Raw genomic sequence first — 21,891 nt, forward strand, 5'->3', positions numbered from 1 at the left:
TCAGGACGCGACGGTGAGCTGCAGCGCCACTGCGAGATTAGCGGCGAACAGAGCCGCATCGATCACGAAGATCCGGAGCATCGGGCCCTTCAACACCGGCCAATAGGCCACCCCGACGCGGCCGCCGCGCATCAGCACCGGGACGTTATAGGCGAACTGGCTGAAATGGCAGGCGGCAAAGAACAGGAACAGCGCGAGCTGCGCTTCGACCGGTTGGAAGAAGGACGGACGGGCGGCCAGAAGATAGAGCGACAAGAGCCCGATCGGCAGATTCATGCCGCCGAGAAACGCGACGCTCGCTGCAAGGGTCGGCGCGATCGGATTGCTGCGCTCCTCTCGCGGCAGCAGGATCTTCAACGTGTTGGTTTGCGCGATGCTGAACTGGATGAACGCGCCCACGAACCAGAGCGTGTTGAGAAGCAGGACGATATCCGAAAATCGCATGGTCATTTCCCGTAGAAGGCTTCGCTGCGCACCACACGGCCCGCATCGTCGAAATCCATGAACTCGCTGGCGCGCGTATCGCCCAACTGCCACCACACCGTCAGTCGCGCGATCGCCTCGTCCCAGCTCCAATCCAGGATCTTCAGGTCGGCACTTTCGATGTGGCCGTAGGCTTTCCGCCAGTAGGCGCGAATGTTCTCAGCGCCGGTGACGGTCGGAGACCCCGTCAGGGTGAGCGCGAGAGGGCTGCGCATCTGCGCATCGTCGGCGAAATGGGCGACGACCGCGTCGATGTCCACTTTGCACCAGTTCGCGCACCATGCCGCGACGAAGCTTGCAGCGGCCGCGCGGTCCATTGCCTGTCCGCTCACGACACGGATCCTCCCTTCGGCTTGTGGCCCGGAAGGTGGCAAAGCGCGCGCCTCATGTCAACTATGTTGACTTGAGATTTAGGTCAGTTGTTGTCGGCGATCGCCTCCATCACGCCGATCCATCCGGCCGCACCGCTCGCCCCGGCGCGCGCGAACGCCTCGCGCAGGACCTGGCGCTCGTGGTCCGAGGCCCGTTGCTCGATGCGCCGCCCCGCTTCCGTCAGGCGCAGCAATTTCGAGCGGTGCTGCTCCGGCGCCCGCTTCGAGGTCAGGAGCTTGCGCTCCAGCAGCAGATTGAGCGGCCGGTTGAGGGCCTGCTTGGAAATGCCGAGGATCTCGATCAGCGCGCCGATGGCGATGTCGGGCCGGCGCGCCACAACGTAGAGGATGCGATGGTGCGGACGCGACAGGCCCTGCTTGGCCAGATATGCGTCGGCCTCAAGCGTCATGCCGCGCCAGCCGTAATACATGAGCTCCAGCGCCGTATCGAGCTCGTGCAGCTTTGCAAGCGAGGCGCGGTGAAGCCCCGCGGCTTGAGACGTCTTTGCCATGGTCGGAAGCTAGCCCTTGTAAGAAGTCAGCCTTTGGCCCGCAGCTCGCGGCGCAGCACCTTGCCTGTTGCCGTCATCGGCAGCGTCTCCGTGAATTCGACGAAGCGCGGATATTCGTGCGCGGCGAGCTGCACCTTGACGAAGTCCTGAATCTCGCGCGCGAGCGTGTCGCTGCCGGCAAAGCCCGGACGCAGCACGATCCAGGCCTTGATCGATTCGGTGCGGATCGGATCGGGAATGCCGACCACCGCAGCCATGGCCACCGACGGATGTTTCATCAGCGTGTGCTCGATCTCGGAGGGGCCGACGCGATAGCCGGCGGTGGTGATGACGTCGTCCTCGCGGCTGACGTACCAGAAATAGCCGTCCTCGTCCTGCACTCCGAGATCGCCGGTGAGCAGGAAGTCGCCGGCATATTTCTTCGCGGTCGCCTCCGGATTGCGCCAATATTCGAGCATGGTGACGGGGCACGGCTGGCGCACGCCGATGATGCCGCGCTGCCCCCGCGGCAATTCCTCGCCCTTGTCGTTGACGATGCGGACATCGAAGCCCGGCGTCGCCTTGCCCATCGAACCCGGGCGGATCGGAAACAGGTTCGCGTTGCTGCCGATCACGAGGTTGCACTCGGTCTGGCCGAACACCTCATGCGCGTCGACACCAAACGTCTCGCGCACCCAGCCGAGCAATTCACCCCCGAGCGATTCGCCGCCGGTGAAGATGCTGCGCAGCTTGACGCCGGAATGCTTGACGCCGGCCTGCCGCATCAGCTTCAGCGCCGTCGGCGGCAGGAAGACGTTGCGGACGGCAAGATCGGCCATCATCTGCATCGCCGCCTGCGGCTCGAATTTCCGCGCGCGATGGCCGACCAGGGGAATGCCGTGGTACCAGAACGCGAGCAGGCCGTTGATGAGCCCGCCGATCCAGGCCCAATCCGCCGGCGTCCACATGAGATCGCTGGGCTTGGGCAAGAAGTTGTGGCACATCTCCACGTTCGGCAGATGGCCGAGCACGACACGATGCGCATGCAGCGCGCCCTTCGGGTTACCCGTCGTGCCGGAGGTGTAGATGATCAGGGCGGGATCGTCGGCCGAGGTGTCCGCGCGCGTAAAGTCGGGCGAAGCGGCCTTCACCGCATCCCAGAACGATGTCGTGCCGGCGGGCACGCGCGCGCCGACGATGTAGACGTTCCTCAGCTCCGGCAGGCGGTCGCGGATCTTGGACAGCTTTTCCCAGCCGGCTTCGTCGGTGACGATCGCCTTGGCTTGCGAATTCGACAGACGGAATTCCAGCGCGTCCTCGCCGAACAGGGCGAACAGCGGGATCGAGATCAGGGCCGAGCGAAACGCCGCCATATGCACGATCGGCAATTCCACCGACTGCGACAGGAACACCGCGACGCGGTCGCCGCGGACCAGCCCGTCCGCCTTCAGCACACTGGCGAAGCGGCGCGACATCTCCGCGATCTCGTCGAAGGTGGTGCGGCTGGTGGCGCCGGTGTCGTCGACATAGATCAGCGCAAGCCGGCCGGTGCCGTCGGCATGGCGATCGCAGCACGCTTCCGCGATGTTGAAGCGCGCGGGGATATCCCAACGGAAATTGCGATAGAGTTCGTCGTAGGTTGCGGCTTCGGTCAGCATGGTATGGTCGTTTCCGGTGTCTTATTATCGTTCAGTCTAGGGCCGCGGGCGCACGGGACAAGTCCCTCGCCGTCATTCCGGGGCGCCCGAAGGGCGAGCCCGGAATCCATCGGGCCACAGGAAACGCCGCTTGATGGATTCCGGGTTCGACGCTGGCGCGTCGCCCCGGAATGACGGCGGAGGCTACCGCACCGTCGCAAAAAACTTCCGGACATCCTGCACGAACAGCTCCGGCTGCTCGAATGCCGCGAAGTGACCGCCCTTCTCCATCTCGCTCCAATGTGTGATGGCATGGAAGTTCGGCTCCATCCAGCGCCGCACCGGCGTGATGATCTCCTTCGGAAACACCGCGACGCCCGTCGGCACCTTCACCACCGGCGTGGTGCGGCGCTTGCCAAAGCTCTCCCAATAGAGCCGCGCCGACGAGGTCGCCGTCTGCGTCGCCCAATAGAGCATGACGTTGTCGAGCAGCTCGTCCTTGCTGAAGATGTTCTCGGGGTGGCCATTGCAATCGGTCCAGGCCCAGAATTTTTCCAGGATCCACGCGGCCTGCCCGCTCGGCGAATCGGTCAGGCCATAGCCGAGCGTCTGCGGCCGCGTCGATTGCTGCTTGGAATAGCCGGAATCGAGATCGACATAATGCTTGAGGCCGACCAGCGCCCGCTTCTCCTCTGGCGTCGGCTCGCTCTCGATCTTCGGCGCCGCGTTGAAGGCGAGCGTGATGTGGATGCCGGCGCAATGCTCAGCGTCCTGCGCGCCGAGCGAGGTCGTCACCGCCGAGCCCCAGTCGCCGCCTTGCGCGCCGTAGCGCGCGTAGCCCAGGCGGTCCATCAGCTTGCCCCAGGTCGCGGCAATGCGATCGACGCCCCAGCCGGTGGTCCTTGGCTTGGCCGAGAAGCCGAAGCCCGGCAGCGAGGGGCAGATCACGTGAAAGGCGTCGGCGGGATTGCCGCCATGCGCGGCGGGATCGGTGAGCGGCGCGATCACCTTCTGGAACTCGACGATCGACCCGGGCCAGCCATGGGTGATGATCAACGGAAGCGCGTTGGCTTCTTTCGAGCGCGCATGAATGAAGTGGATGTCGAGGCCGTCGATCTCGGTGGTGAACTGCGCAAAGCGATTGAGCTTTGCCTCGCGCGAGCGCCAGTCATACGCGTTGGCCCAATAGGTGCAGATCTCCTGGATCCATTTCAGCGGCGCGCCCTGGCTCCAGTCGTCGACCAGCTCGGCCTCCGGCCAGCGCGTGCGGGCGAGGCGTGACTTCAGGTCGGCGAGGACGTCGTCGCCGATGGCGATGCGAAATGGATTGATGGCGGTCATCGGTTGCTCCCGATTTGTTTCTGCCGGGAGAGTAGACCGAACCTATGCGGCATCAAAGGTGCCCCTTCTCCCCTTGTGGGAGAAGGGGGCGCGAAGCGCCGGATGAGGGGTCTCTATCCGCGTGAACTACTGGGAGAGGATCGCTCGCGGAGAAAGACCCCTCACCCGTCTCGCCGCTACGCGGCGAGCCACCCTCTCCCACAAGGGGAGAGGGGAAGAAGCTAGCCCGACAGCGCTGCCTTCACGAGACCAGACGCCTTGCCGAAATCCATTTGCCCTGCGTACTTCGCGCGCAGCACGGCGATCACCTTGCCCATGTCCTTCATGCCGGCAGCGCCGGTCTCGGCAATCGCATCCGCGATCGCCTTCTTCACGTCGTCATCGGACATCTGCTTCGGCAGATACGCCGAGATCACCGCGATCTCCTCGCGCTCCTGCGCGGCAAGCTCGGCGCGGCCGCCCTTGTCGTAGAGCTCGACCGCCTCCTGACGCTGCTTGATCATCTTCTGCAGCACCGCGAGTATGTCAGCGTCCGACAACGGCGGCTTGCCGCTGCCGCGCGCGTCGATGTCGGCGTTCTTGATGGTCGAGTTGACCATGCGCAGCGTGGACAGCTTGCGCTCGTCCTTGGCCTTCATGGCCTCCTTGACCGCATTGTTGATGTCGTCGCGCAGCATCATCGTGATCCCTTCGATATAAACGCCTGATCTAGGCCCTTTGCGGCCGTCGCACAACCTAGCTCCCCAGCCATTCGGTCAGCGCCTGAACCGTCGCCTCCGGCTGTTCGGCTTGCGGCAGGTGCCCGCAGCGATCGAGAATCACGAGCCTGGCGCCGGCGATGCCTTCGGCCATCTCCTTGGAGAAGGCGTTGGGGATGGTGTTGTCGGCATCGCCCGTCAGCACCAGCGTCGGGCATGTGATCGTCGCCAGCAAGGAGCGCGAATCCACCCGTGCGATGATCGCGGTCTGCTGCCGCAGATAGCCTTCGACGCCGACGTCCTCGTCCTGCGCATGCACGAGCCTGAGAATCTCGGCATCGTCGCGCCGCGACGGATGCACGAGCTCCGGAAAACTCTCCTCGCGCACGGCGCGCAGCTCGCCGCGTCTGGCGCGCTCCATCTGAGCGCGGCGGCGCGCGGTGGCCTCCGGCGAGTCGGGCCGCGCCTGCGTGTTGATCAGCGCGAGTTTTGTCACGCGCTCGCTGGCCTGGCGCATGATCTCGAAGGCGATGTAGCCACCCATGGAATGGCCGGCGAGGGCGAAGCGCGGCGGCGCCTCGGCGAGGATGCGGCGGGCGATCGCAACCATGCTGTCGTCGCGGATGTGGTTGGCGACAGTCACCGGCCCGAAACGCCAGAGCGCAGGGATCACGGGCGCATAGATCCGGGCCGAGGACGCCAGCCCCGGAACCAGCACAATGGGGGTGGTCTGGTCCATTATTGCCTCGCAAGCCCAGGAAATTGCCGGAAATTGTGCGTCCGAGCTTAAGGGTGGGAGGAGGCCTGTCAAATATGCAAAAACGCATGTGAATCGGCCCTCTCTCGCTTTGACGTGCACACGCGGGGGGCTTATGAAGCGGGCTCATGACACAACATGACAACGATCCCGCCTGGCCGGACCACAAACCGACCGCGCTCCTCGTGCTTGCCGACGGCACGGTGCTGGAGGGCTTTGGTCTCGGCGCCGAGGGCCACGCCGTCGGCGAGGTCTGCTTCAACACCGCAATGACCGGCTATGAGGAGATCCTGACCGATCCCTCCTATGCCGGCCAGCTCATCACCTTCACCTTCCCGCATATCGGCAATGTCGGCACCAATGAGGACGACATCGAGACGGTGAACATGGCCGCGACGCCCGGCGCGCGCGGCGTGATCCTGCGCACCGCGATCACCAATCCCTCGAACTACCGCGCCACCAAGCATCTCGATGCCTGGCTCAAGGCCCGCGGCATCATCGGCCTCTCCGGCATCGACACCCGCGCGCTGACCGCGCTGATCCGCTCCAAGGGCATGCCCAACGCCGTGATCGCGCACTCGAAGTCTGGCGAGTTCGATTTGCACGGCCTCAAGGAAGAGGCGCGCGAGTGGCCGGGGCTCGAAGGCATGGACCTCGTGCCGATGGTGACGAGCGGCCAGCGCTTCACCTGGGACGAGACACCCTGGGCCTGGGACAAGGGCTTCGGCCGCCAGGACAAGCCCGAGTTCAACGTCGTCGCCATCGACTACGGCATCAAGCGCAACATCCTGCGCCTGCTCGCCGGCGTCGGCTGCAAGGTGACGGTGGTGCCGGCGACGACCCCGGCCGAAGACATCCTGGCAATGAAGCCGGACGGCGTGTTCCTGTCCAACGGTCCGGGCGATCCGGCTGCGACCGGCAAATATGCGGTGCCCGTGATCCGCGACGTGATCAAGTCGGGCACGCCGACCTTCGGCATCTGCCTCGGCCACCAGATGCTGGGCCTTGCCGTCGGCGCCAAGACCAAGAAGATGCATCAGGGCCATCACGGGGCGAATCACCCCGTGAAGGACGAGACCACCGGCAAGGTCGAGATCACCTCGATGAACCACGGCTTTGCCGTGGACGAGACGACGCTGCCGAAGGGCGCGACGCAGACCCACATTTCCTTGTTTGATGGATCCAATTGCGGCATCCAGCTCGACGGCAAGCCGGTATTCTCCGTGCAATACCATCCCGAGGCCTCACCCGGCCCGCGCGACTCGCATTACCTGTTCCAGCGCTTCGCCGACCTGATGCGGCAGAGGAAGAGGGCGTAAGGCGCGTTCTCCACGGATACTTCACCACAAAAGTCCGGGCTCGCCGGGACTTTTTCGTCATTCCGGGGCGCGCGTAGCGCGAGCCCGGAATCCATCTGGCAACAGACTTTGCAGCGCGATGGATTCTCTGATGCGCAATTGCGCATCATAGCTCGACGCTGCGCGTCGCCCCGGAATGACGGTGGAACGAGGAACGTCGCCGCACGCGTTTGGTTGATCCCTGCTATTCTTGCGCAGGAGCACAGCCATGTCCGTCGTCCGCGACAAGGCCGAGCCGCTCGCCATTGTTTTCGAGGATGACGGGCTCGTGCCGAACAACATCCTTCCGTTCCTGGTCTACCAGGGCGCGGTGAAGCTCGACCCAAAGCGCCCGGAAGAGACCATCGAGAATCTGTTCGAAGCGAACGGCTGGGGCGGGACGTGGCGCAACGGCGTCTACGATTATCTGCATTATCATGCGACGGTGCATGAGGTGCTCGGCGTCGCGCGCGGCAGCGCCCGCGTGCGTTTCGGCGGCGATCACGGCCAGGAGCTTCAGATCAAGGCCGGCGACGTTGCGATCCTGCCCGCCGGCACCGGACATCAATGCATCAAGGCGAGCGATGATTTTTGCGTGATCGGCGCCTATCCGCCAGGCGCAAAAATGGAGATCACGCGCGCAACGCCGGAGAACCATGCGAAAGCGCTGAAGACGATTCCGCAAGTGGCGCTGCCGCCCGCTGATCCCGTAACGGGAAAGGACGGCGCGCTGATGCGGCTGTGGCGGTAGCCACAAGCGTGGTGCAGTAGGGTAGGTTAGCCAAAGGCGTAATCCACCTCTTCTGTTTCCGCGGACAGAGACAGTGGTGGGTTACGCCTTGCAGATGCGCTTCGCGCTTCTGTGAGGCTAACCCACCCTACGCATCCCGTTACGCCTCGTTGCCGCCCTCCTGCCTCGTCGCTTCAAACAGGAACCAGGTGCGGCGCTCGGTCTCGTCGATGAAGTTCTCCAAAATGCTGGCGCTGGCGACGTCGCCGGCCTCGTCGCAGACGTCGTGCGCCTTGCGCATCGCGGCAGCGACGTGCTTGTTGTCCTGCATCAGCTCGCGCAGCATCTCGCGCGGCGGGACGTAGTCCTCGTTGTTGTCCTTGATGGTCTGGAGCTTTGCGACCTGGCCGATCGACCTCAGCGTGGTGCCGCCGATCTTGCGGACGCGCTCGGCGAGCTGGTCGGTGGTGGCGAAGATCTGGTCGGACTGCTCGTCGAGCAGCAGGTGGTAATCGCGGAAGTGGCGCCCGCTGATGTGCCAGTGAAAATTCTTGGTCTTCAGATAAAGCGCGAACGCGTCGGCCAGAAGCACGTTGAGCGCCTCAGAGACTTTCTTGACCCCGTCGGGCGACAGATCCGTGGGGGTATCGAGTTCGGGCGAGACCTTGTTGTTGGTTTTGCTCACGGGAGACCTTCCTGTTAGGACGCGGACATTGACGGCGCGCCGCCGCACCCCTAACGCAAGGTGGGCAGCGCGGTTCCTAGATAGGAACCCCTGGGCGGGATACCAATGGACGATTGGATCGATTATTACGACTCGACGCATACGATCTATGTCAGCAAGCTGCATCGCGACTTGCACTTCCAGATCATTGCGCGGGACATCATCGGCTACATCCCCTCGCCCGATGCGACGGTGCTGGACTATGCCTGCGGCGAAGCGCTGTCGGCGAGCCAGGTGGCGGCCGCCTGCGGCATGCTGATCCTGGCCGAGCCCGCGCCGGGCGTGCGCGGCCGGCTGATCGCGCGGTTTGCCCCAAACACCAAGATCCGCGTCCGCTCGCTCGAGGACGTCCGCAAGATGCAGGATCAGTCGATCGATCTCGTCGTGATGAACTCGGTCGCACAATACATGACGCCGGACGAGCTCGATGCGGCGCTATTGAACACCCGCCGCATCCTGAAACCCTCCGGCAAGCTGGTGCTGGGCGACATTCTACAGCCCAATGTCGGCATGGTCAGGGACGTGATGGCGCTGCTCGGGTTCGGCCTGCGTCACGGATTTCTGAAGGACGCGCTGATCGGGCTGATCAGCACCGCGCTGTCGGATTATCGCCAGCTGCGCTCGAAGATCGGACTGCAGCGCTACAGCGAGGACGAGATCACGGCCAAGCTGAAGGCGGCGGGCTTCGCGGTCCAGCGCGCCCACAGCAATATCGGGCACAACCGCTGGCGCATGACCTTCATCGCGAGGCCGCCTCTGGTCCGTTAAGCATAACGATCAGCTGAGGTGGCCTGGCGCACGCCGATCGGGAATAATCCTGATGGCCCGGTGGCGGAAATGTCTACGCGGGGGCGGTGCATCGCTCTTCATCCTGGTTCAAATCCAGGCCGGGTCTCCACGCTTCGCCCCTGCGGGGCTACGCGTGGCGCAGCCACGCAAGACCCGAAGGGGCGAAGCGTGTCCGGCGTAGCTGGAGCATAGCGGAAGCGGAGACGGACTGCCCGCCCGCCCCGACGATGCCGGCAACGCACCGTCAAACCCCTGAAAATTGGCGGTTGATGGGCGTTTTTCGGGGTTTCGCCGCTCCAAAAACTGGTTTAAGACCCACCCGCGCGCGAGGGAGACCCCGCGCTCTCGCCAAATGGGGACGCGCGGCAAGCGCGCCCTTTTTTTGTGCCCAGATCCCAGCCCGTGAGCGGTGATGCCCAAACGAACCGACATCTCGACCATCCTGATCATCGGCGCCGGTCCCATCGTGATCGGCCAGGCCTGCGAGTTCGACTATTCGGGCACGCAGGCGGTGAAGACGCTGAAGGAAGAGGGCTATCGCATCGTCCTCGTCAATTCCAACCCGGCCACCATCATGACCGACCCGGAATTGGCGGATGCGACCTATATCGAGCCGATCACGCCCGAGATCGTCGCCAAGATCATCGAGAAGGAACGTCACGTCGTCCCCGGCGGCTTCGCGCTGCTGCCGACCATGGGTGGCCAGACCGCGCTGAACTGCGCGCTGTCGCTGCGCCGCCAGGGCACGCTGGAGAAGTTCGACGTCGAGATGATCGGCGCCACCGCCGATGCCATCGACAAGGCGGAAGACCGCCAGCTCTTCCGCGAGGCCATGACCAAGATCGGGCTCGAGACGCCGAAGTCTCGGCTCGCCAACGCCTCCGAGCTGAAGAAGTCGTTCCGCGAGAAGTACCAGGCCGAACGCGAGAAGCTGTCGGGCGCCGCGCTCGAAGAGCTCGACCGGCAGTGGACGCTCGGCGAGAGCGAGCGTCGCAAGCGCTACCAGGAATACGCCTTCGGCCAGGCCATGATGGCGCTGTCCGAGATCGGCCTGCCCGCGATCATCCGCCCCTCCTTCACGATGGGTGGCACCGGCGGCGGCATCGCCTACAACAAGGAAGAGTTCCTCGACATCATCGAGCGCGGCCTTGACGCGTCTCCCACCAACGAAGTGCTGATCGAGGAGTCCGTGCTCGGCTGGAAAGAGTACGAGATGGAGGTGGTGCGCGACAAGAAAGACAATTGCATCATCGTCTGCTCGATCGAGAACCTCGATCCGATGGGCGTGCACACCGGCGATTCCATCACGGTGGCGCCGGCGCTGACGCTGACCGACAAGGAATACCAGATCATGCGCGACGCCTCGCTGGCGGTGCTGCGCGAGATCGGGGTCGAGACCGGCGGCTCCAACGTTCAGTTCGGCGTCAATCCCGAAGACGGCCGCATGGTCGTCATCGAGATGAATCCGCGCGTGTCGCGCTCCTCCGCGCTGGCCTCGAAAGCCACCGGCTTTCCGATCGCCAAGGTCGCCGCCAAGCTCGCGGTCGGCTACACGCTCGACGAGATCGCCAATGACATCACCGGCGGTGCCACGCCGGCGTCATTCGAGCCGACCATCGACTACGTCGTCACCAAGGTGCCGCGTTTTGCCTTCGAGAAATTCCCGGGCGCCTCGACCACGCTGACCACCTCGATGAAATCGGTCGGCGAGGTCATGGCGATCGGCCGCACCTTCCAGGAAAGCCTGCAAAAGGCGCTGCGCGGGCTCGAGACGGGATTGACCGGCCTCGACGAGATCGAGATCGAGGGCCTCGGCCGCGACGACGACAAGAACGCGATCCGCGCCGCGCTCGGCACTCCGACGCCGAACCGCATCCTCCAGGTCGCCCAGGCCATGCGGCTCGGCTGGTCGAACGAGGACATCTTCAACTCCTGCAAGATCGATCCGTGGTTCCTCGCCGAGATGCGTGGCATCGTCGAGATGGAGGAGAAGGTCAGGAAGAACGGCCTGCCTGGCAATGCCTTCGGCATGCGCACGCTGAAGGCCATGGGCTTCTCCGACGCGCGGCTCGCCGTGCTGGCCGAGACGACGGAGGCCGAAGTCAAGGCCAAGCGCCACGCGCTCGGCGTCCACCCGGTGTACAAGCGCATCGACACCTGCGCGGCCGAGTTCGCCTCGCCGACCGCCTACATGTACTCGACCTATGAGGCGCCGTTCGCCGGCCTGCCCGCGGACGAGAGCGCGCCGTCCGACAAGAAGAAGGTCATCATTCTCGGCGGCGGTCCCAACCGCATCGGCCAGGGCATCGAGTTCGACTATTGCTGCTGTCACGCCTGCTTCGCGCTGCATGACGCCGGCTACGAATCCATCATGATCAACTGCAATCCGGAGACGGTGTCGACCGACTACGACACCGCCGACCGGCTCTATTTCGAGCCGCTCACCGCCGAGGACGTGCTGGAGATCATCGCCAAGGAGCGCAGCAACGGCACCCTGCACGGCGTGATCGTGCAGTTCGGCGGCCAGACCCCGCTGAAGCTGGCGCGTGCGCTGGAAGCCGCCGAAGTGCCGATTCTCGGCACCTCACCCGACGCCATCGACCTCGCCGAGGACCGCGACCGCTTCAAGCGCGTGCTCGACAAGCTGCGCCTCAAGCAACCGAAGAACGGCATCGCCTATTCGGTCGAGCAGGCCCGCCTCGTCTCCGCCGATCTCGGCCTGCCGCTGGTGGTGCGCCCGTCCTACGTGCTCGGCGGCCGTGCGATGCAGATCATCCGCGAGGAGAACCAGCTCAATGATTATCTGCTCGGCACGCTGCCGGAGCTGGTGCCGGCCGATGTCAAGGCGCGCTATCCGAACGACAAGACCGGGCAGATCAACACCGTGCTCGGCAAGAACCCGCTGCTGTTCGACCGCTATCTGTCGGACGCCACGGAAATCGACGTCGACTGCCTGTGCGACGGCAAGGACACTTTCATCGTCGGCATCATGGAGCACATCGAGGAAGCCGGCATCCATTCCGGCGACAGCGCCTGCTCGCTGCCGCCGCACTCGCTCGATGAGAAAATGATCGAGGAGCTGGAGCGGCAGACCCGCGAACTCGCGCTCGGCCTCGACGTCATTGGCCTGATGAACGTGCAATACGCCATCAAGGACGGCGAGATCTACGTGCTCGAGGTCAATCCGCGTGCCTCGCGCACCGTGCCGTTCGTCGCCAAGGTGGTCGGAACGCCGGTCGCCAAGATCGCCGCGCGCATCATGGCCGGCGAGAAGCTTGCCGATTTCAAGCTGAAGAAGGCGGCGCTCAAGCACGTCGGCGTCAAGGAATCGGTCTTCCCGTTCGCACGCTTCCCCGGCGTCGACACTGTGCTCGGCCCCGAGATGCGCTCGACCGGCGAGGTCATGGGAATCGACCGCTCGTTTGCGGTCGCCTTCGCCAAGAGTCAGCTCGGCGGCGGCACGCGGGTGCCGCGCAAGGGCACTGTGTTCGTCTCGGTGCGCGAAAGCGACAAGACGCGCATCGCGGATGCCGTGCGCGAATTGCATTCGCTCGGCTTCAAGGTGCTGGCGACCTCGGGCACGGCGCGCTTCCTGACCGATCAAGGCATCCCGACCGAGAAGGTGAACAAGGTGCTGGAGGGGCGGCCGCACATCGTCGATGCCATCACCAATGGCGACGTCCAGCTCGTCTTCAACACCACCGAAGGCCCGCAGGCGCTGGCCGACAGCCGCTCGCTGCGGCGCGCGGCCCTCTTGCATAAAGTGCCATATTACACCACTCTTTCCGGGGCCGTGGCGGCCGCGCAGGGCATCCGCGCCTATTTGGGTGGGGACCTTGAGGTTCGTACCCTGCAGAGCTACTTTTCGGAAACCTGATCGCTAGCGGCAGCGAAGCTTCCGCTAAGTGATTGGCAATGAAGCCACAATGGCCGGAGGAACCGATCCGGCCAGGTGTTGGTTCTGTTCCGGCGCTAAAGCCCATATCTGTCAAGGTCCGGCAGCCCATCTTTGGGCTCTGGAGGACTGACGAATCAAGGTTGCGGCGCCCATCCGCATTCTGGGGCGCACGATCGAAGGACGAGAGAGACGATGGAAAAGGTTCCGATGACCCAGGCCGGCTTTGTCGCGCTCGGGGAAGAATTGAAGCAGCGCCAGTCCGTGGACCGTCCGCGGATCATCGAGCATATCGCGGAGGCGCGCTCGCACGGAGACCTGTCGGAGAACGCGGAATATCATGCCGCGAAGGAAGAGCAGTCGCACAATGAGGGTCGCATCGCCGAGCTCGAGGACAAGCTCGCGCGCGCCGACATCATCGACATCTCCAAGCTCTCCGGCGACACCATCAAGTTCGGCGCCACCGTGACGCTGGTCGATGAAGACACCGAGAAGAAGACGGTGTGGCAGATCGTCGGCGAGGTCGAGGCGGACGCCAAGAAGGGCCGGATCTCGATCACCTCGCCGCTCGCGCGCGCATTGATCGGCAAGAAGAAGGGCGCCACGGTCGAGGTCAACACGCCGGGCGGCGCCAAGGCGTACGAGATCACCAAGGTGGAGTGGCGGTAAGGACTTGCCGCTGCGTCTGCTGACGTTTCGAAAAGGCCGCGCAGTGCGCGGCCTTTTTGGCGTGTTGCTGGAGTTGTGGCGGACACACGTTCTCACCACACGTCATTGCGAGCGGAGCGAAGCAATCCAGACTGCCTCTGCGGAAAGACACTGGATTGCTTCGCTCCGCTCGCAATGACGGAGAGGACCGTGGACTGGTCTTCACCTCTCCCCGTAAGAACGGGGAGAGGGAGAAGACCCTACCGTCGTCCCTTCACCTCGAGCGGCACGGCCGCCTCGTACTTCGAATTGTGCAGCACCAATGACGTGCGCACGTTGCGGACATGCGGTGCCGCCGTCAGATGCGTGACGAAATCCTGGAAGGTCGCCATGTCGGGTGCGACGCATTTCAGGATGAAATCGACCTCGCCGGACAGCATCCAGCATTCCCGCACCAGGGGCTCGGCGCGGACGAACTCCTCGAACGCGCGCAAATCCGCTTCGGCCTGGCTGGACAGGTGCACGGAGGCGAAAACGGTCACGTCGAAGCCCAGCTTGCGTGCGTCCAGGAGGCCGCGATAGCCGTGGATGTAACCCTCCTCCTCCAGCGCCCGGACGCGGCGCAGACAGGGGGGCGGCGAGATGCCGACGCGCTTGGCCAGTTCGACATTGGTGATTCGACCGTCGGCCTGAATCTCGGTGAGAATTTTCAGGTCGATCTCGTCTAGGCTCCGCGACACGTGATTGGAACTCCTGGCCTTTGCGGCGGTATTGGGTGGACTTGTCGAAATCCTCATAGCCCAATCCGCACCGCCGGCGCAATTTTATTGCGCGTGCAGCGCAATCGACTTTTGTTCCCTGTTGGAAAAATCCGCCGATAGGGAATGCAATTCTTGCATGGCTCGCCAGATTGCTTAGATTAGCTCTGATATTTCAGCGCCTCCGCTAGGCCTCCCGGCACATTCCGCGCTCGCGCTGCAAATCCCCCGTGAAAGGCGTCCATCGAAATGTCCGCTCCTGTTCATGCAAAGGTCGTCATCATCGGCTCCGGCCCGGCTGGCTACACCGCCGCGATCTACGCCGCGCGCGCGATGCTTGAGCCGATCCTGATCCAAGGCATCCAGCCCGGCGGCCAGCTCACTATCACGACCGACGTCGAGAACTATCCAGGCTTCGCCGACGTGATCCAGGGCCCCTGGCTGATGGAGCAGATGGAGAAGCAGGCGGTCCATGTCGGCACCAAGATCGTCTCCGACCTGGTGACCAAGCTGGAGACGGCGCAGCGGCCGTTCCGCCTCACCTGCGACTCTGGCGACGTCTATCTCGCCGAGACCGTGATCCTGGCCACCGGCGCGCAGGCGCGCTGGCTCGGGCTGCCGTCGGAAGCCAAGTTCCAGGGCGGCGGCGTGTCGGCCTGCGCCACCTGCGACGGCTTCTTCTACCGTGGCAAGGAGGTGATCGTGGTCGGCGGCGGTAACACCGCAGTCGAGGAAGCCCTGTACCTCACCAACCATGCCTCGCAGGTCACGATCGTGCATCGTCGCGATCATTTCCGGGCCGAGCGCATCCTGCAGGAGCGCCTGTTCAAGCATCCGAAGATCAAGGTGATCTGGGACGCCGCGGTCGACGAGATCTGCGGCACCGAGAACCCCAACAAGGTCACTCATGTCCGGCTCAAGAACGTCAAGACCGGCGCGCTCACGGACGTCAAGGCCGACGGCATCTTCATCGCCATCGGGCATGCGCCCGCGACCGAGCTGGTCAAGGATCAGGTCAAGCTGAAACCCTCCGGCTATATCGAGGTCGCCCCGAACTCGACCGCGACCTCGATGCCCGGCCTGTTCGCCGCCGGCGACGTCGCCGACGAAACCTATCGCCAGGCCGTGACGGCCGCCGGCCTCGGCTGCATGGCCGCACTCGAAGCCGAACGTTTCTTGGCCCTTCGCGCCAGCGAGCGCGCGGCAGCGGAATAGAATCATGCCCCGAACACGCGACGGATTTACGGATATGGACTGGGACAAGCTGAAGGTGTTTCACGCCGCAGCGGAAGCGGGCAGCTTCACGCATGCGGGCGAGCAGCTTGGCCTGTCGCAATCGGCGGTGTCGCGCCAGGTCTCGGCGCTGGAGCAGGAGCTCTCGGTCTCGCTGTTCCACCGCCACGCCCGCGGCCTGATCCTTACCGAGCAGGGCGACCTGTTGTTCCGCACGGCGCATGACGTGTTCATGCAGCTGCAGGCGGCGCGCGCCAAGCTGACCGACAGCCGCGAACGGCCGAGCGGCGATCTCAAGATCACCACCACGCCCGGCGTCGGCATCAACTGGCTGATCCCGCGGCTCGGCGAGTTCACCGCGCTCTATCCGGAGATCCGCATCTCGCTGATCGTCACCGACGAGGAGCTCGATCTGTCGATGCGCGAGGCTGACGTCGCGATCCGCACCCGCAAGCCGACGCAGCCGGATCTGATCCAGCGCAAGCTGTTCGCGATGGGCTTCCACGCCTATTGCTCGCCGGAATACATCAAGCGCTTCGGCACGCCGCGCACGCTGGAGGAGCTCGACTCCCACCGCATCATCACGCTCTCGGACGGCAACTTCGCGCCGCACCTGCAGAACCGCAACTGGCTGATCGAAGCCGGGCGCAACGGCTCGGGTCCGCGCGAGGCCTATTTCAAGGTCAACAACATCCTCGGTCTCGTGCGCGCCTGCGCGCAGGGCCTCGGCATCGCCGCCCTGCCCGATTACCTGGTCGAGGAGCAGAGCAAGCTCGTGCAGCTGTTCGGCGAGTCGGACTCGATCCAGCTCGACACCTACTTCGTCTATCCCGAGGAGTTGAAGACGGTCGCGCGCGTGCAGGTGTTCCGTGACTTCGTGGTGAGCAAGGCGCAACGCTGGCCGTCCTGATTTCCGCATGACTGACATGCGGCCTCGGCTGTTGCTGCAAGGCACTCGGCAAGCCCATAATGTTTGCACGCTGAGCCTTCGCGTTGCGCATTTGTCCCCCTCCTCCAGTGGCGCGGGAGTTCAGTAATCCCTCTTGGAAGGTGATTGTGTCGGCCTCACGTGGCCAATACCTAAGCCGGGCCCTCGGGTCCGGCTTTTTTTCGTCAAAATGTGCTTCGCTCTCCGCGTGTGTTGACAGTTCCGCGCATACCCCGCATCATTCGCCCATGATCACGAAGTCGTGCGCAATCGTTTCGAAAAAGGGCCCCCATCCCGGGGCCTCGGAATATTGCGCGCGCTAAGCTGACTTCGTCATCGCGAGCCAATCCCGAAAACCCCGCCGCCTGGACGGGGTTTTTTCATGTGCCCTCCGTCTCAGGCATTTTTCCCGAGAAGGAGATGGAAACATGACCGGACTACGAGACCAATTGCACGGGCTGTGGTTGCCGCTGGTGACGCCGTTCCAGGACGGCGCGCTGGACGAGAGGTCGCTGCGGCGGCTGACCCGGCACTATTGCGCGCACGGCATCGACGGCCTCATCCTGGGCGCGACCTCCGGTGAAGGCATGACACTGCGCGCGGCCGAGCTCGAACGTCTCGTCGCCGTGGTGCGCGAGGAGATGGCGACCGCCGGCCGCAACTTGCCGATCTGCCTCGGACTGTCCGGTGCGGACACCTCGCGTCTGCAAGAGCGCCTCGACGAGACCGCGGACTGGCCGATCGACGGTTACCTGATCGCCAGTCCCTATTATGTGCGGCCGTCGCAGCGCGGCCTGCTGGCGCATTTCGAGACGCTCGCCGACCACGCCGCATGGCCGATCGCGCTCTACAACATTCCCTATCGCTGCGCCGTCAACATCACCAACCAGACCATGCTGCGCCTTGCCGAGCACAAGAACATCGTCGGCCTGAAGGATTGCGGCGCGAGCCGGGAGCAATCGATCGCGCTCTTGCGCGACCGGCCGAAGGGCTTTCGCGTGCTCACCGGCGAGGACGCCAATTTCTTCGAGGCACTCAGTGACGGCGCCGACGGCGGCATCGTGCTCTCAGCCCATGTCGAGACCGCAACGTTTGCGGCAATCTATAGCGAGCACAAGCGCGGCAACCACGATGCGGCGCTGGCGCGCTGGCACGAGGTCGCCGAGCTGACGCGGCTGTTGTTCGCCGAGCCGAGCCCCGCGCCGGCGAAGTACTGGCTGTGGCGATCCGGCCTGATCGACAGCCCGGAGGTGCGCCTGCCGATGGTGGAAGTGAGCAGCGAACTCGCGGCAACGATCGATCGCGAGATCGAGCGACGGATGACGATCGCGGCGTAGTTTTCTCTCCGTGCACGCTGCTCTTCCTTCTCCCCTTGTGGGAGAAGGTGGCGCGAAGCGCCGGATGAGGGGTTTTCTCCAAGCGCAAGACTGTTTGTGTGGAGACAGACCCCTCACCCGTCTCGCCGCTCCGCGGCGAGCCACCCTCTCCCACAAGAGGAGAGGGTGAAGCGTGCCCGTTGGGTTAACCGCGCCCCAACGGCCTTCGCAGCTGCTGCAATCCGTATCCACGTCTCGTTTACGCAATCGCGCCTATCGTTCTGTCCAAAGTTACCGAAGGGGAAATGACCATGGGGTATCGCACCCGGCCTACGGCCGCGAGCCAGTTCGCGCCCGCCGATCTCTTGAAGGGAATTCTCGTCGTCTCGTCGTTCGGGTTCTGGGCCGTGATGCTCGGCCTGATGCCGGTGCTGCTGTTTCGCGTCTGGCTGGTCGGCTGAAGCTGCGCGCGCAGGATGGTTAATCCGTGGTAGCACCTGTGTTCAAAATGCACGGGCAGATGCGATCCGGATCTTAAAACATCGCTGCTATCACTGACGTCCATAAGCGAAGAAATCGCGGGGGCGTTTGTGAATAGTCAGAATGAAATGGCGTCGCATTTCGACGCCGAACAGCAGGGCTTCAGCACCGAGGACATTCTCTGGGCCGTCGGCATCTGGTCGGTGATCCTGACTCTGTCGCCGGTCATCGTGTTCTACATGCTGATGGTAGCGTGAGCGAAATCAGAAACGCAAAACGCGCGGACTTCCGCGCGTTTTTCGCCGTTCGACATAATCAATGAAAATTAAGCTGCCTGCTTGTGCATTGCGCCGGAGGCCGACGCGGTGCCGCGGATAGCCTTCACCGAACGCTCGATCGCCGCCCACAGTCTTGCGATTTCCTGAGCCGCACGGCTCTCGGCCTGATATTCGCGCGCGCCTTCGCCGTGGCTGAGCGCCATCAACAAATCCGAACGATTGGTGATCTGGCCGCCCCACACCGGAGCGCGGAATTTCGCCAGTGCTTCGCGGGCGATGGTCACGATCGGGCTTTCGGCTTCGTCGCGCTTGGCCGGGGCACCGTTGAGCACGACCGCGTAGGGCTTGCGCGCGGCGCGACACATCTGGATGGTTTCCTGCACGGCGTTGACGTCGAACACGCCGGGACGCGCCGGGATGACCACCATGGTGGCGTTCTTGATCGCGTCGTCGACGACGGCCGACAGGTTCGGCGGCGTGTCGATCAACACCCATTCATAACCGTCGCGCTTGGCCGCGGAGACGATGCCGCTGACGGAGTTGACGGCAGCCTTGATCGGGGGCTCGTTGGTGCCGCGGAGCTTGTGCCACAGCGTCAGGGAGCCCTGCGGATCGGCGTCAACCAGCATGACCTGCTTGCTCGCCTTGATCTGCGCGGCGAGATGCGCGGCGAGGGTACTCTTGCCCGAACCGCCTTTACGTGATGCGAAAACAATGACGTTCATACCTTCCGCCTCCAGATTGACCCCAGGGCGCGAAAATGAATCAGCGCGCTGATTCGTGAAAGAAAAATTTGTCGGGAGCTGCGCGACAGCCACGAAATAACAAGACGTGTTGGCTTTTGAGTCACACTGCTTCGCAGGACGGAGACACGGGCCGCATCGAAATGCCGCTCGGGCGCGCGTCTGTGCGTTTTTTGAGCAATGCGCGGGACAAAAGCGGAATGCAACCTTGCCGCGCAACCTGCCGCGCGCTTTCTTTTCAGGGGCGCACGCCCGTCAATCGATGCAAGCCTTCCGGCCTCGTGCGAACAAAACGAGTCCGCAATCTGTCGCGAAGCCGATGTCAGGGCCGGAACGAGGAAAGCGCGCGATGGCGCGGCTTTGGTCGCTGGGCGCTCAGCCTTGGCTGGATTTCTTCTTCGGCGCCGGCTTGGCGGTCTTCTTCGCAGCCTTGGGCGCGATCTGGGTCGGCTTGCCGGCGCGCTGCTCGCGCGGCGCCGGTCCGCGGCGGAAGAACACCGCGCATTGCGGCGAGAGCTGCGCCTTCTTCTTGATCATGCAGGCGGTGATGGCATCGACGTTCGGGACGAACTCACCGCACAGCCGCATCGCGTCCGGCGTGCAGGCCTGCTGCTCCTCCTGGGTGTAGGCGAAACCGGCGCGCGGCAGCGCCAGGATGGCCAGGGCAAGCGCGAGGCTTGCAACGGCCACGGGCTTTGCAAAGGACTTGAAGCGAAACGCCGGCATCGATCCCCCCCATCACGAGTCAGCGCGAATAGTGGGTGAACGGCGGTTCGTTGGCAACCGAGGGCAAGTGCGAAAGCCGGCACGTGTGCGCTCTCGGCAACAGGTCAGGGGCCTTGGCAGTTCCGGGAAACGAAACGAAGGCGCCGTTGTCGGCCCCAAACCAAAAGTGCGAAAACAACCCCATGCACAGTAGCCAAGTCATTGCAAACACTCAGGTCGCCAAATTTTAGGATTTTTCGAAGCCAAATTTGACTTGTCGGGCAAAACAGGGGCATCATGTCACCCTCAAGAAGATGCGCGTGGGGTGGCCGGCCTGTCTCCTGCGCTGGTCGAAAAGCGCACACGAGGAGGACAATCACATGACGGGGAATGAAGCGGAGCTGCCGCTGTCGGGTGTGACGGTGGTTTCGCTGGAGCAGGCGATCGCGGCGCCGCTGGCGAGCCGGCATCTCGCCGATTGGGGCGCGCGGGTGATCAAGATCGAGCGGCCGGGCAGCGGCGATTTCTGCCGCGACTACGATCACGTCATGAACGGCATGTCGAGCCAGTTCGTCTGGACCAACCGTTCCAAGGAAAGCCTTGCGATCGACATCAAGAGTCCCGAGGGCCGCAAGGTGCTCGACGCCCTGCTGCCGCGGGCGGACGTGTTCATCCAGAACCTCGCGCCGGGCGCGGCGGAGCGACTCGGCCTCGATGCCGCTTCGCTGCTGCGCAGATTTCCGCGCCTGATTGCCTGCGACGTCTCGGGCTATGGCACTGATGGCCCCTACAGCGACAAGAAGGCCTATGATCTCCTGGTGCAGTGCGAGGCCGGCGTGCTCGCCATCAACGGCACGGAGGCCGAGCCGGCCAAGGTCGGGCTTTCCGTCGTCGATATCGCCACCGGCATGTACATCCTCAACGGCGTGCTGATGGCGCTATATCGGCGCGAACGGACCGGCAAGGGCACGGCGTTCCAGGCCTCGCTGTTCGATTCCATCACGGACTGGATGAGCTATCCCGCCTTCTACACCGAGAGTACGGGCCGGCCGCTGCCGCGCACCGGCGCCAAGCATGCGACGATCGCGCCTTACGGCCCGTTCCGCGTCGGCGACGGCAACACCATTTTCTTCGGCATCCAGAACGACCGGGAATGGCGGTCGCTGTGCCGCATCGTGCTGGGCGACCCCGACTTCGCCGACGACCTGCGCTTCCGCACCAATCCGCTGCGCATGCAGAACCGCGACGAGCTGCAAGCGCATATCGAGCGGCGCTTTGCCTCGATGACCAGCGAGGAGGTGCTGCGGCTGCTGGACGAAGCCGCGATCGCGAATGCGCACCTGAACTCGGTCGAGGCGTTCCTGCAGCATGAGCAGCTGCATGCCCGCGCGCGGGTGAGAAGCGTGGGATCGCCGTGCGGGCCGGTGATGAGCTTCCTGCCCGCGCTCACCATTCCCGGCGTGACGCCGCGGATGGATCCGGTGCCTGATGTCGGCGAGCACAACGAGAAGATCCTCGGCGAACTTGGCCTCGTTAAGGGAACGTGAGA

At 64.1% G+C, this 21,891-nt stretch carries 22 protein-coding genes; 11 read left to right on the top strand and 11 right to left on the bottom strand.

Annotated features, from left to right (window positions below):
- From I6F28_RS27825 to I6F28_RS27855, 7 genes are all read right to left on the bottom strand, one after another.
- Entirely contained in the window at nucleotides 1–444 is a 444-nt protein-coding gene (locus tag I6F28_RS27825; RefSeq protein WP_225142194.1) for a hypothetical protein, read from the bottom strand.
- Between the two features lie 2 nt (nucleotides 445–446).
- On the bottom strand, nucleotides 447–800 hold the full coding sequence (locus tag I6F28_RS27830; protein WP_036009556.1) for a nuclear transport factor 2 family protein: 354 nt from the start codon (nucleotides 798–800) through the stop codon (nucleotides 447–449).
- A gap of 98 nt (nucleotides 801–898) precedes the next feature.
- Nucleotides 899–1,366 carry a MarR family transcriptional regulator gene (locus tag I6F28_RS27835; RefSeq protein WP_057027726.1) on the bottom strand — a complete coding sequence of 156 codons (468 nt, stop codon included), beginning with the start codon at nucleotides 1,364–1,366 and terminating at the stop codon, nucleotides 899–901.
- Nucleotides 1,367–1,392: 26 nt separating this feature from the next.
- On the bottom strand, nucleotides 1,393–3,003 hold the full coding sequence (locus I6F28_RS27840) for an acyl-CoA synthetase (protein WP_225142196.1): 1,611 nt from the start codon (nucleotides 3,001–3,003) through the stop codon (nucleotides 1,393–1,395).
- A 183-nt stretch (nucleotides 3,004–3,186) separates the two neighbouring features.
- Nucleotides 3,187–4,323, bottom strand: coding sequence for an epoxide hydrolase family protein (locus I6F28_RS27845; protein ID WP_225142197.1), 1,137 nt, complete (start codon nucleotides 4,321–4,323; stop codon nucleotides 3,187–3,189).
- A 221-nt stretch (nucleotides 4,324–4,544) separates the two neighbouring features.
- Nucleotides 4,545–5,000 carry a GatB/YqeY domain-containing protein gene (locus tag I6F28_RS27850; protein WP_036009550.1) on the bottom strand — a complete coding sequence of 152 codons (456 nt, stop codon included), beginning with the start codon at nucleotides 4,998–5,000 and terminating at the stop codon, nucleotides 4,545–4,547.
- Between the two features lie 58 nt (nucleotides 5,001–5,058).
- Entirely contained in the window at nucleotides 5,059–5,760 is a 702-nt protein-coding gene (locus I6F28_RS27855; protein WP_225114075.1) for an alpha/beta fold hydrolase, read from the bottom strand.
- Between the two features lie 146 nt (nucleotides 5,761–5,906).
- On the opposite strand from I6F28_RS27855, the gene carA reads away from it, so the two are divergent.
- Both carA and I6F28_RS27865 read left to right on the top strand, forming a co-directional pair.
- Entirely contained in the window at nucleotides 5,907–7,097 is a 1,191-nt protein-coding gene (gene carA / locus I6F28_RS27860) for a glutamine-hydrolyzing carbamoyl-phosphate synthase small subunit (protein ID WP_225142198.1), read from the top strand.
- A 247-nt stretch (nucleotides 7,098–7,344) separates the two neighbouring features.
- The gene (locus I6F28_RS27865) at nucleotides 7,345–7,866 is read left to right on the top strand and encodes a cupin domain-containing protein (protein ID WP_225114077.1); all 522 of its coding nucleotides are present in this window, start codon (nucleotides 7,345–7,347) and stop codon (nucleotides 7,864–7,866) included.
- Between the two features lie 139 nt (nucleotides 7,867–8,005).
- Here I6F28_RS27865 and I6F28_RS27870 read toward each other — a convergent pair whose 3' ends face one another.
- Nucleotides 8,006–8,530 carry a Dps family protein gene (locus I6F28_RS27870; protein WP_057027720.1) on the bottom strand — a complete coding sequence of 175 codons (525 nt, stop codon included), beginning with the start codon at nucleotides 8,528–8,530 and terminating at the stop codon, nucleotides 8,006–8,008.
- A 105-nt stretch (nucleotides 8,531–8,635) separates the two neighbouring features.
- Here I6F28_RS27870 and I6F28_RS27875 point away from each other — a divergent pair, with 105 nt between their 5' ends.
- The 3 genes from I6F28_RS27875 to greA all read left to right on the top strand — a co-directional run bounded on the left by I6F28_RS27875 (nucleotide 8,636) and on the right by greA (nucleotide 13,922).
- Entirely contained in the window at nucleotides 8,636–9,337 is a 702-nt protein-coding gene (locus tag I6F28_RS27875; protein ID WP_036009540.1) for a class I SAM-dependent methyltransferase, read from the top strand.
- Between the two features lie 433 nt (nucleotides 9,338–9,770).
- The gene (gene carB / locus I6F28_RS27880) at nucleotides 9,771–13,235 is read left to right on the top strand and encodes a carbamoyl-phosphate synthase large subunit (protein ID WP_225142199.1); all 3,465 of its coding nucleotides are present in this window, start codon (nucleotides 9,771–9,773) and stop codon (nucleotides 13,233–13,235) included.
- Between the two features lie 213 nt (nucleotides 13,236–13,448).
- Nucleotides 13,449–13,922, top strand: coding sequence for a transcription elongation factor GreA (greA, locus tag I6F28_RS27885; protein WP_036009537.1), 474 nt, complete (start codon nucleotides 13,449–13,451; stop codon nucleotides 13,920–13,922).
- Between the two features lie 239 nt (nucleotides 13,923–14,161).
- Here greA and I6F28_RS27890 read toward each other — a convergent pair whose 3' ends face one another.
- The gene (locus tag I6F28_RS27890; RefSeq protein WP_080135441.1) at nucleotides 14,162–14,641 is read right to left on the bottom strand and encodes an Lrp/AsnC family transcriptional regulator; all 480 of its coding nucleotides are present in this window, start codon (nucleotides 14,639–14,641) and stop codon (nucleotides 14,162–14,164) included.
- Nucleotides 14,642–14,908: 267 nt separating this feature from the next.
- On the opposite strand from I6F28_RS27890, the gene trxB reads away from it, so the two are divergent.
- The 5 genes from trxB to I6F28_RS37545 all read left to right on the top strand — a co-directional run bounded on the left by trxB (nucleotide 14,909) and on the right by I6F28_RS37545 (nucleotide 18,873).
- Nucleotides 14,909–15,874, top strand: coding sequence for a thioredoxin-disulfide reductase (gene trxB, locus I6F28_RS27895; RefSeq protein WP_128264079.1), 966 nt, complete (start codon nucleotides 14,909–14,911; stop codon nucleotides 15,872–15,874).
- 4 nt (nucleotides 15,875–15,878) lie between these two features.
- Nucleotides 15,879–16,802, top strand: a complete 924-nt coding sequence (locus I6F28_RS27900) for a LysR family transcriptional regulator (protein WP_025032176.1) — start codon at nucleotides 15,879–15,881, stop codon at nucleotides 16,800–16,802.
- A gap of 446 nt (nucleotides 16,803–17,248) precedes the next feature.
- Entirely contained in the window at nucleotides 17,249–18,157 is a 909-nt protein-coding gene (locus I6F28_RS27905; RefSeq protein ID WP_225142200.1) for a 4-hydroxy-tetrahydrodipicolinate synthase family protein, read from the top strand.
- 290 nt (nucleotides 18,158–18,447) lie between these two features.
- A complete protein-coding gene (locus I6F28_RS27910; protein WP_167361666.1) occupies nucleotides 18,448–18,597 on the top strand; it encodes a hypothetical protein in 150 nt (49 codons plus the stop codon).
- A 147-nt stretch (nucleotides 18,598–18,744) separates the two neighbouring features.
- Nucleotides 18,745–18,873 (top strand): hypothetical protein, encoded by a 129-nt coding sequence (locus I6F28_RS37545; RefSeq protein ID WP_260345777.1) that lies wholly within the window; start codon nucleotides 18,745–18,747, stop codon nucleotides 18,871–18,873.
- 68 nt (nucleotides 18,874–18,941) lie between these two features.
- Here I6F28_RS37545 and I6F28_RS27915 read toward each other — a convergent pair whose 3' ends face one another.
- Both I6F28_RS27915 and I6F28_RS27920 read right to left on the bottom strand, forming a co-directional pair.
- Nucleotides 18,942–19,619 (bottom strand): AAA family ATPase, encoded by a 678-nt coding sequence (locus I6F28_RS27915; RefSeq protein ID WP_025032179.1) that lies wholly within the window; start codon nucleotides 19,617–19,619, stop codon nucleotides 18,942–18,944.
- A gap of 393 nt (nucleotides 19,620–20,012) precedes the next feature.
- A complete protein-coding gene (locus tag I6F28_RS27920) occupies nucleotides 20,013–20,363 on the bottom strand; it encodes a hypothetical protein (RefSeq protein WP_225126779.1) in 351 nt (116 codons plus the stop codon).
- 359 nt (nucleotides 20,364–20,722) lie between these two features.
- On the opposite strand from I6F28_RS27920, the gene I6F28_RS27925 reads away from it, so the two are divergent.
- Nucleotides 20,723–21,889: a CaiB/BaiF CoA transferase family protein gene (locus I6F28_RS27925; protein ID WP_225142201.1), complete on the top strand. Its 1,167-nt coding sequence runs from the start codon at nucleotides 20,723–20,725 to the stop codon at nucleotides 21,887–21,889.
- Nucleotides 21,890–21,891: the final 2 nt, after the last annotated feature.

Source organism: Bradyrhizobium sp. NBAIM14 (assembly GCF_020193895.1).
Lineage (GTDB): Bacteria > Pseudomonadota > Alphaproteobacteria > Rhizobiales > Xanthobacteraceae > Bradyrhizobium > Bradyrhizobium yuanmingense.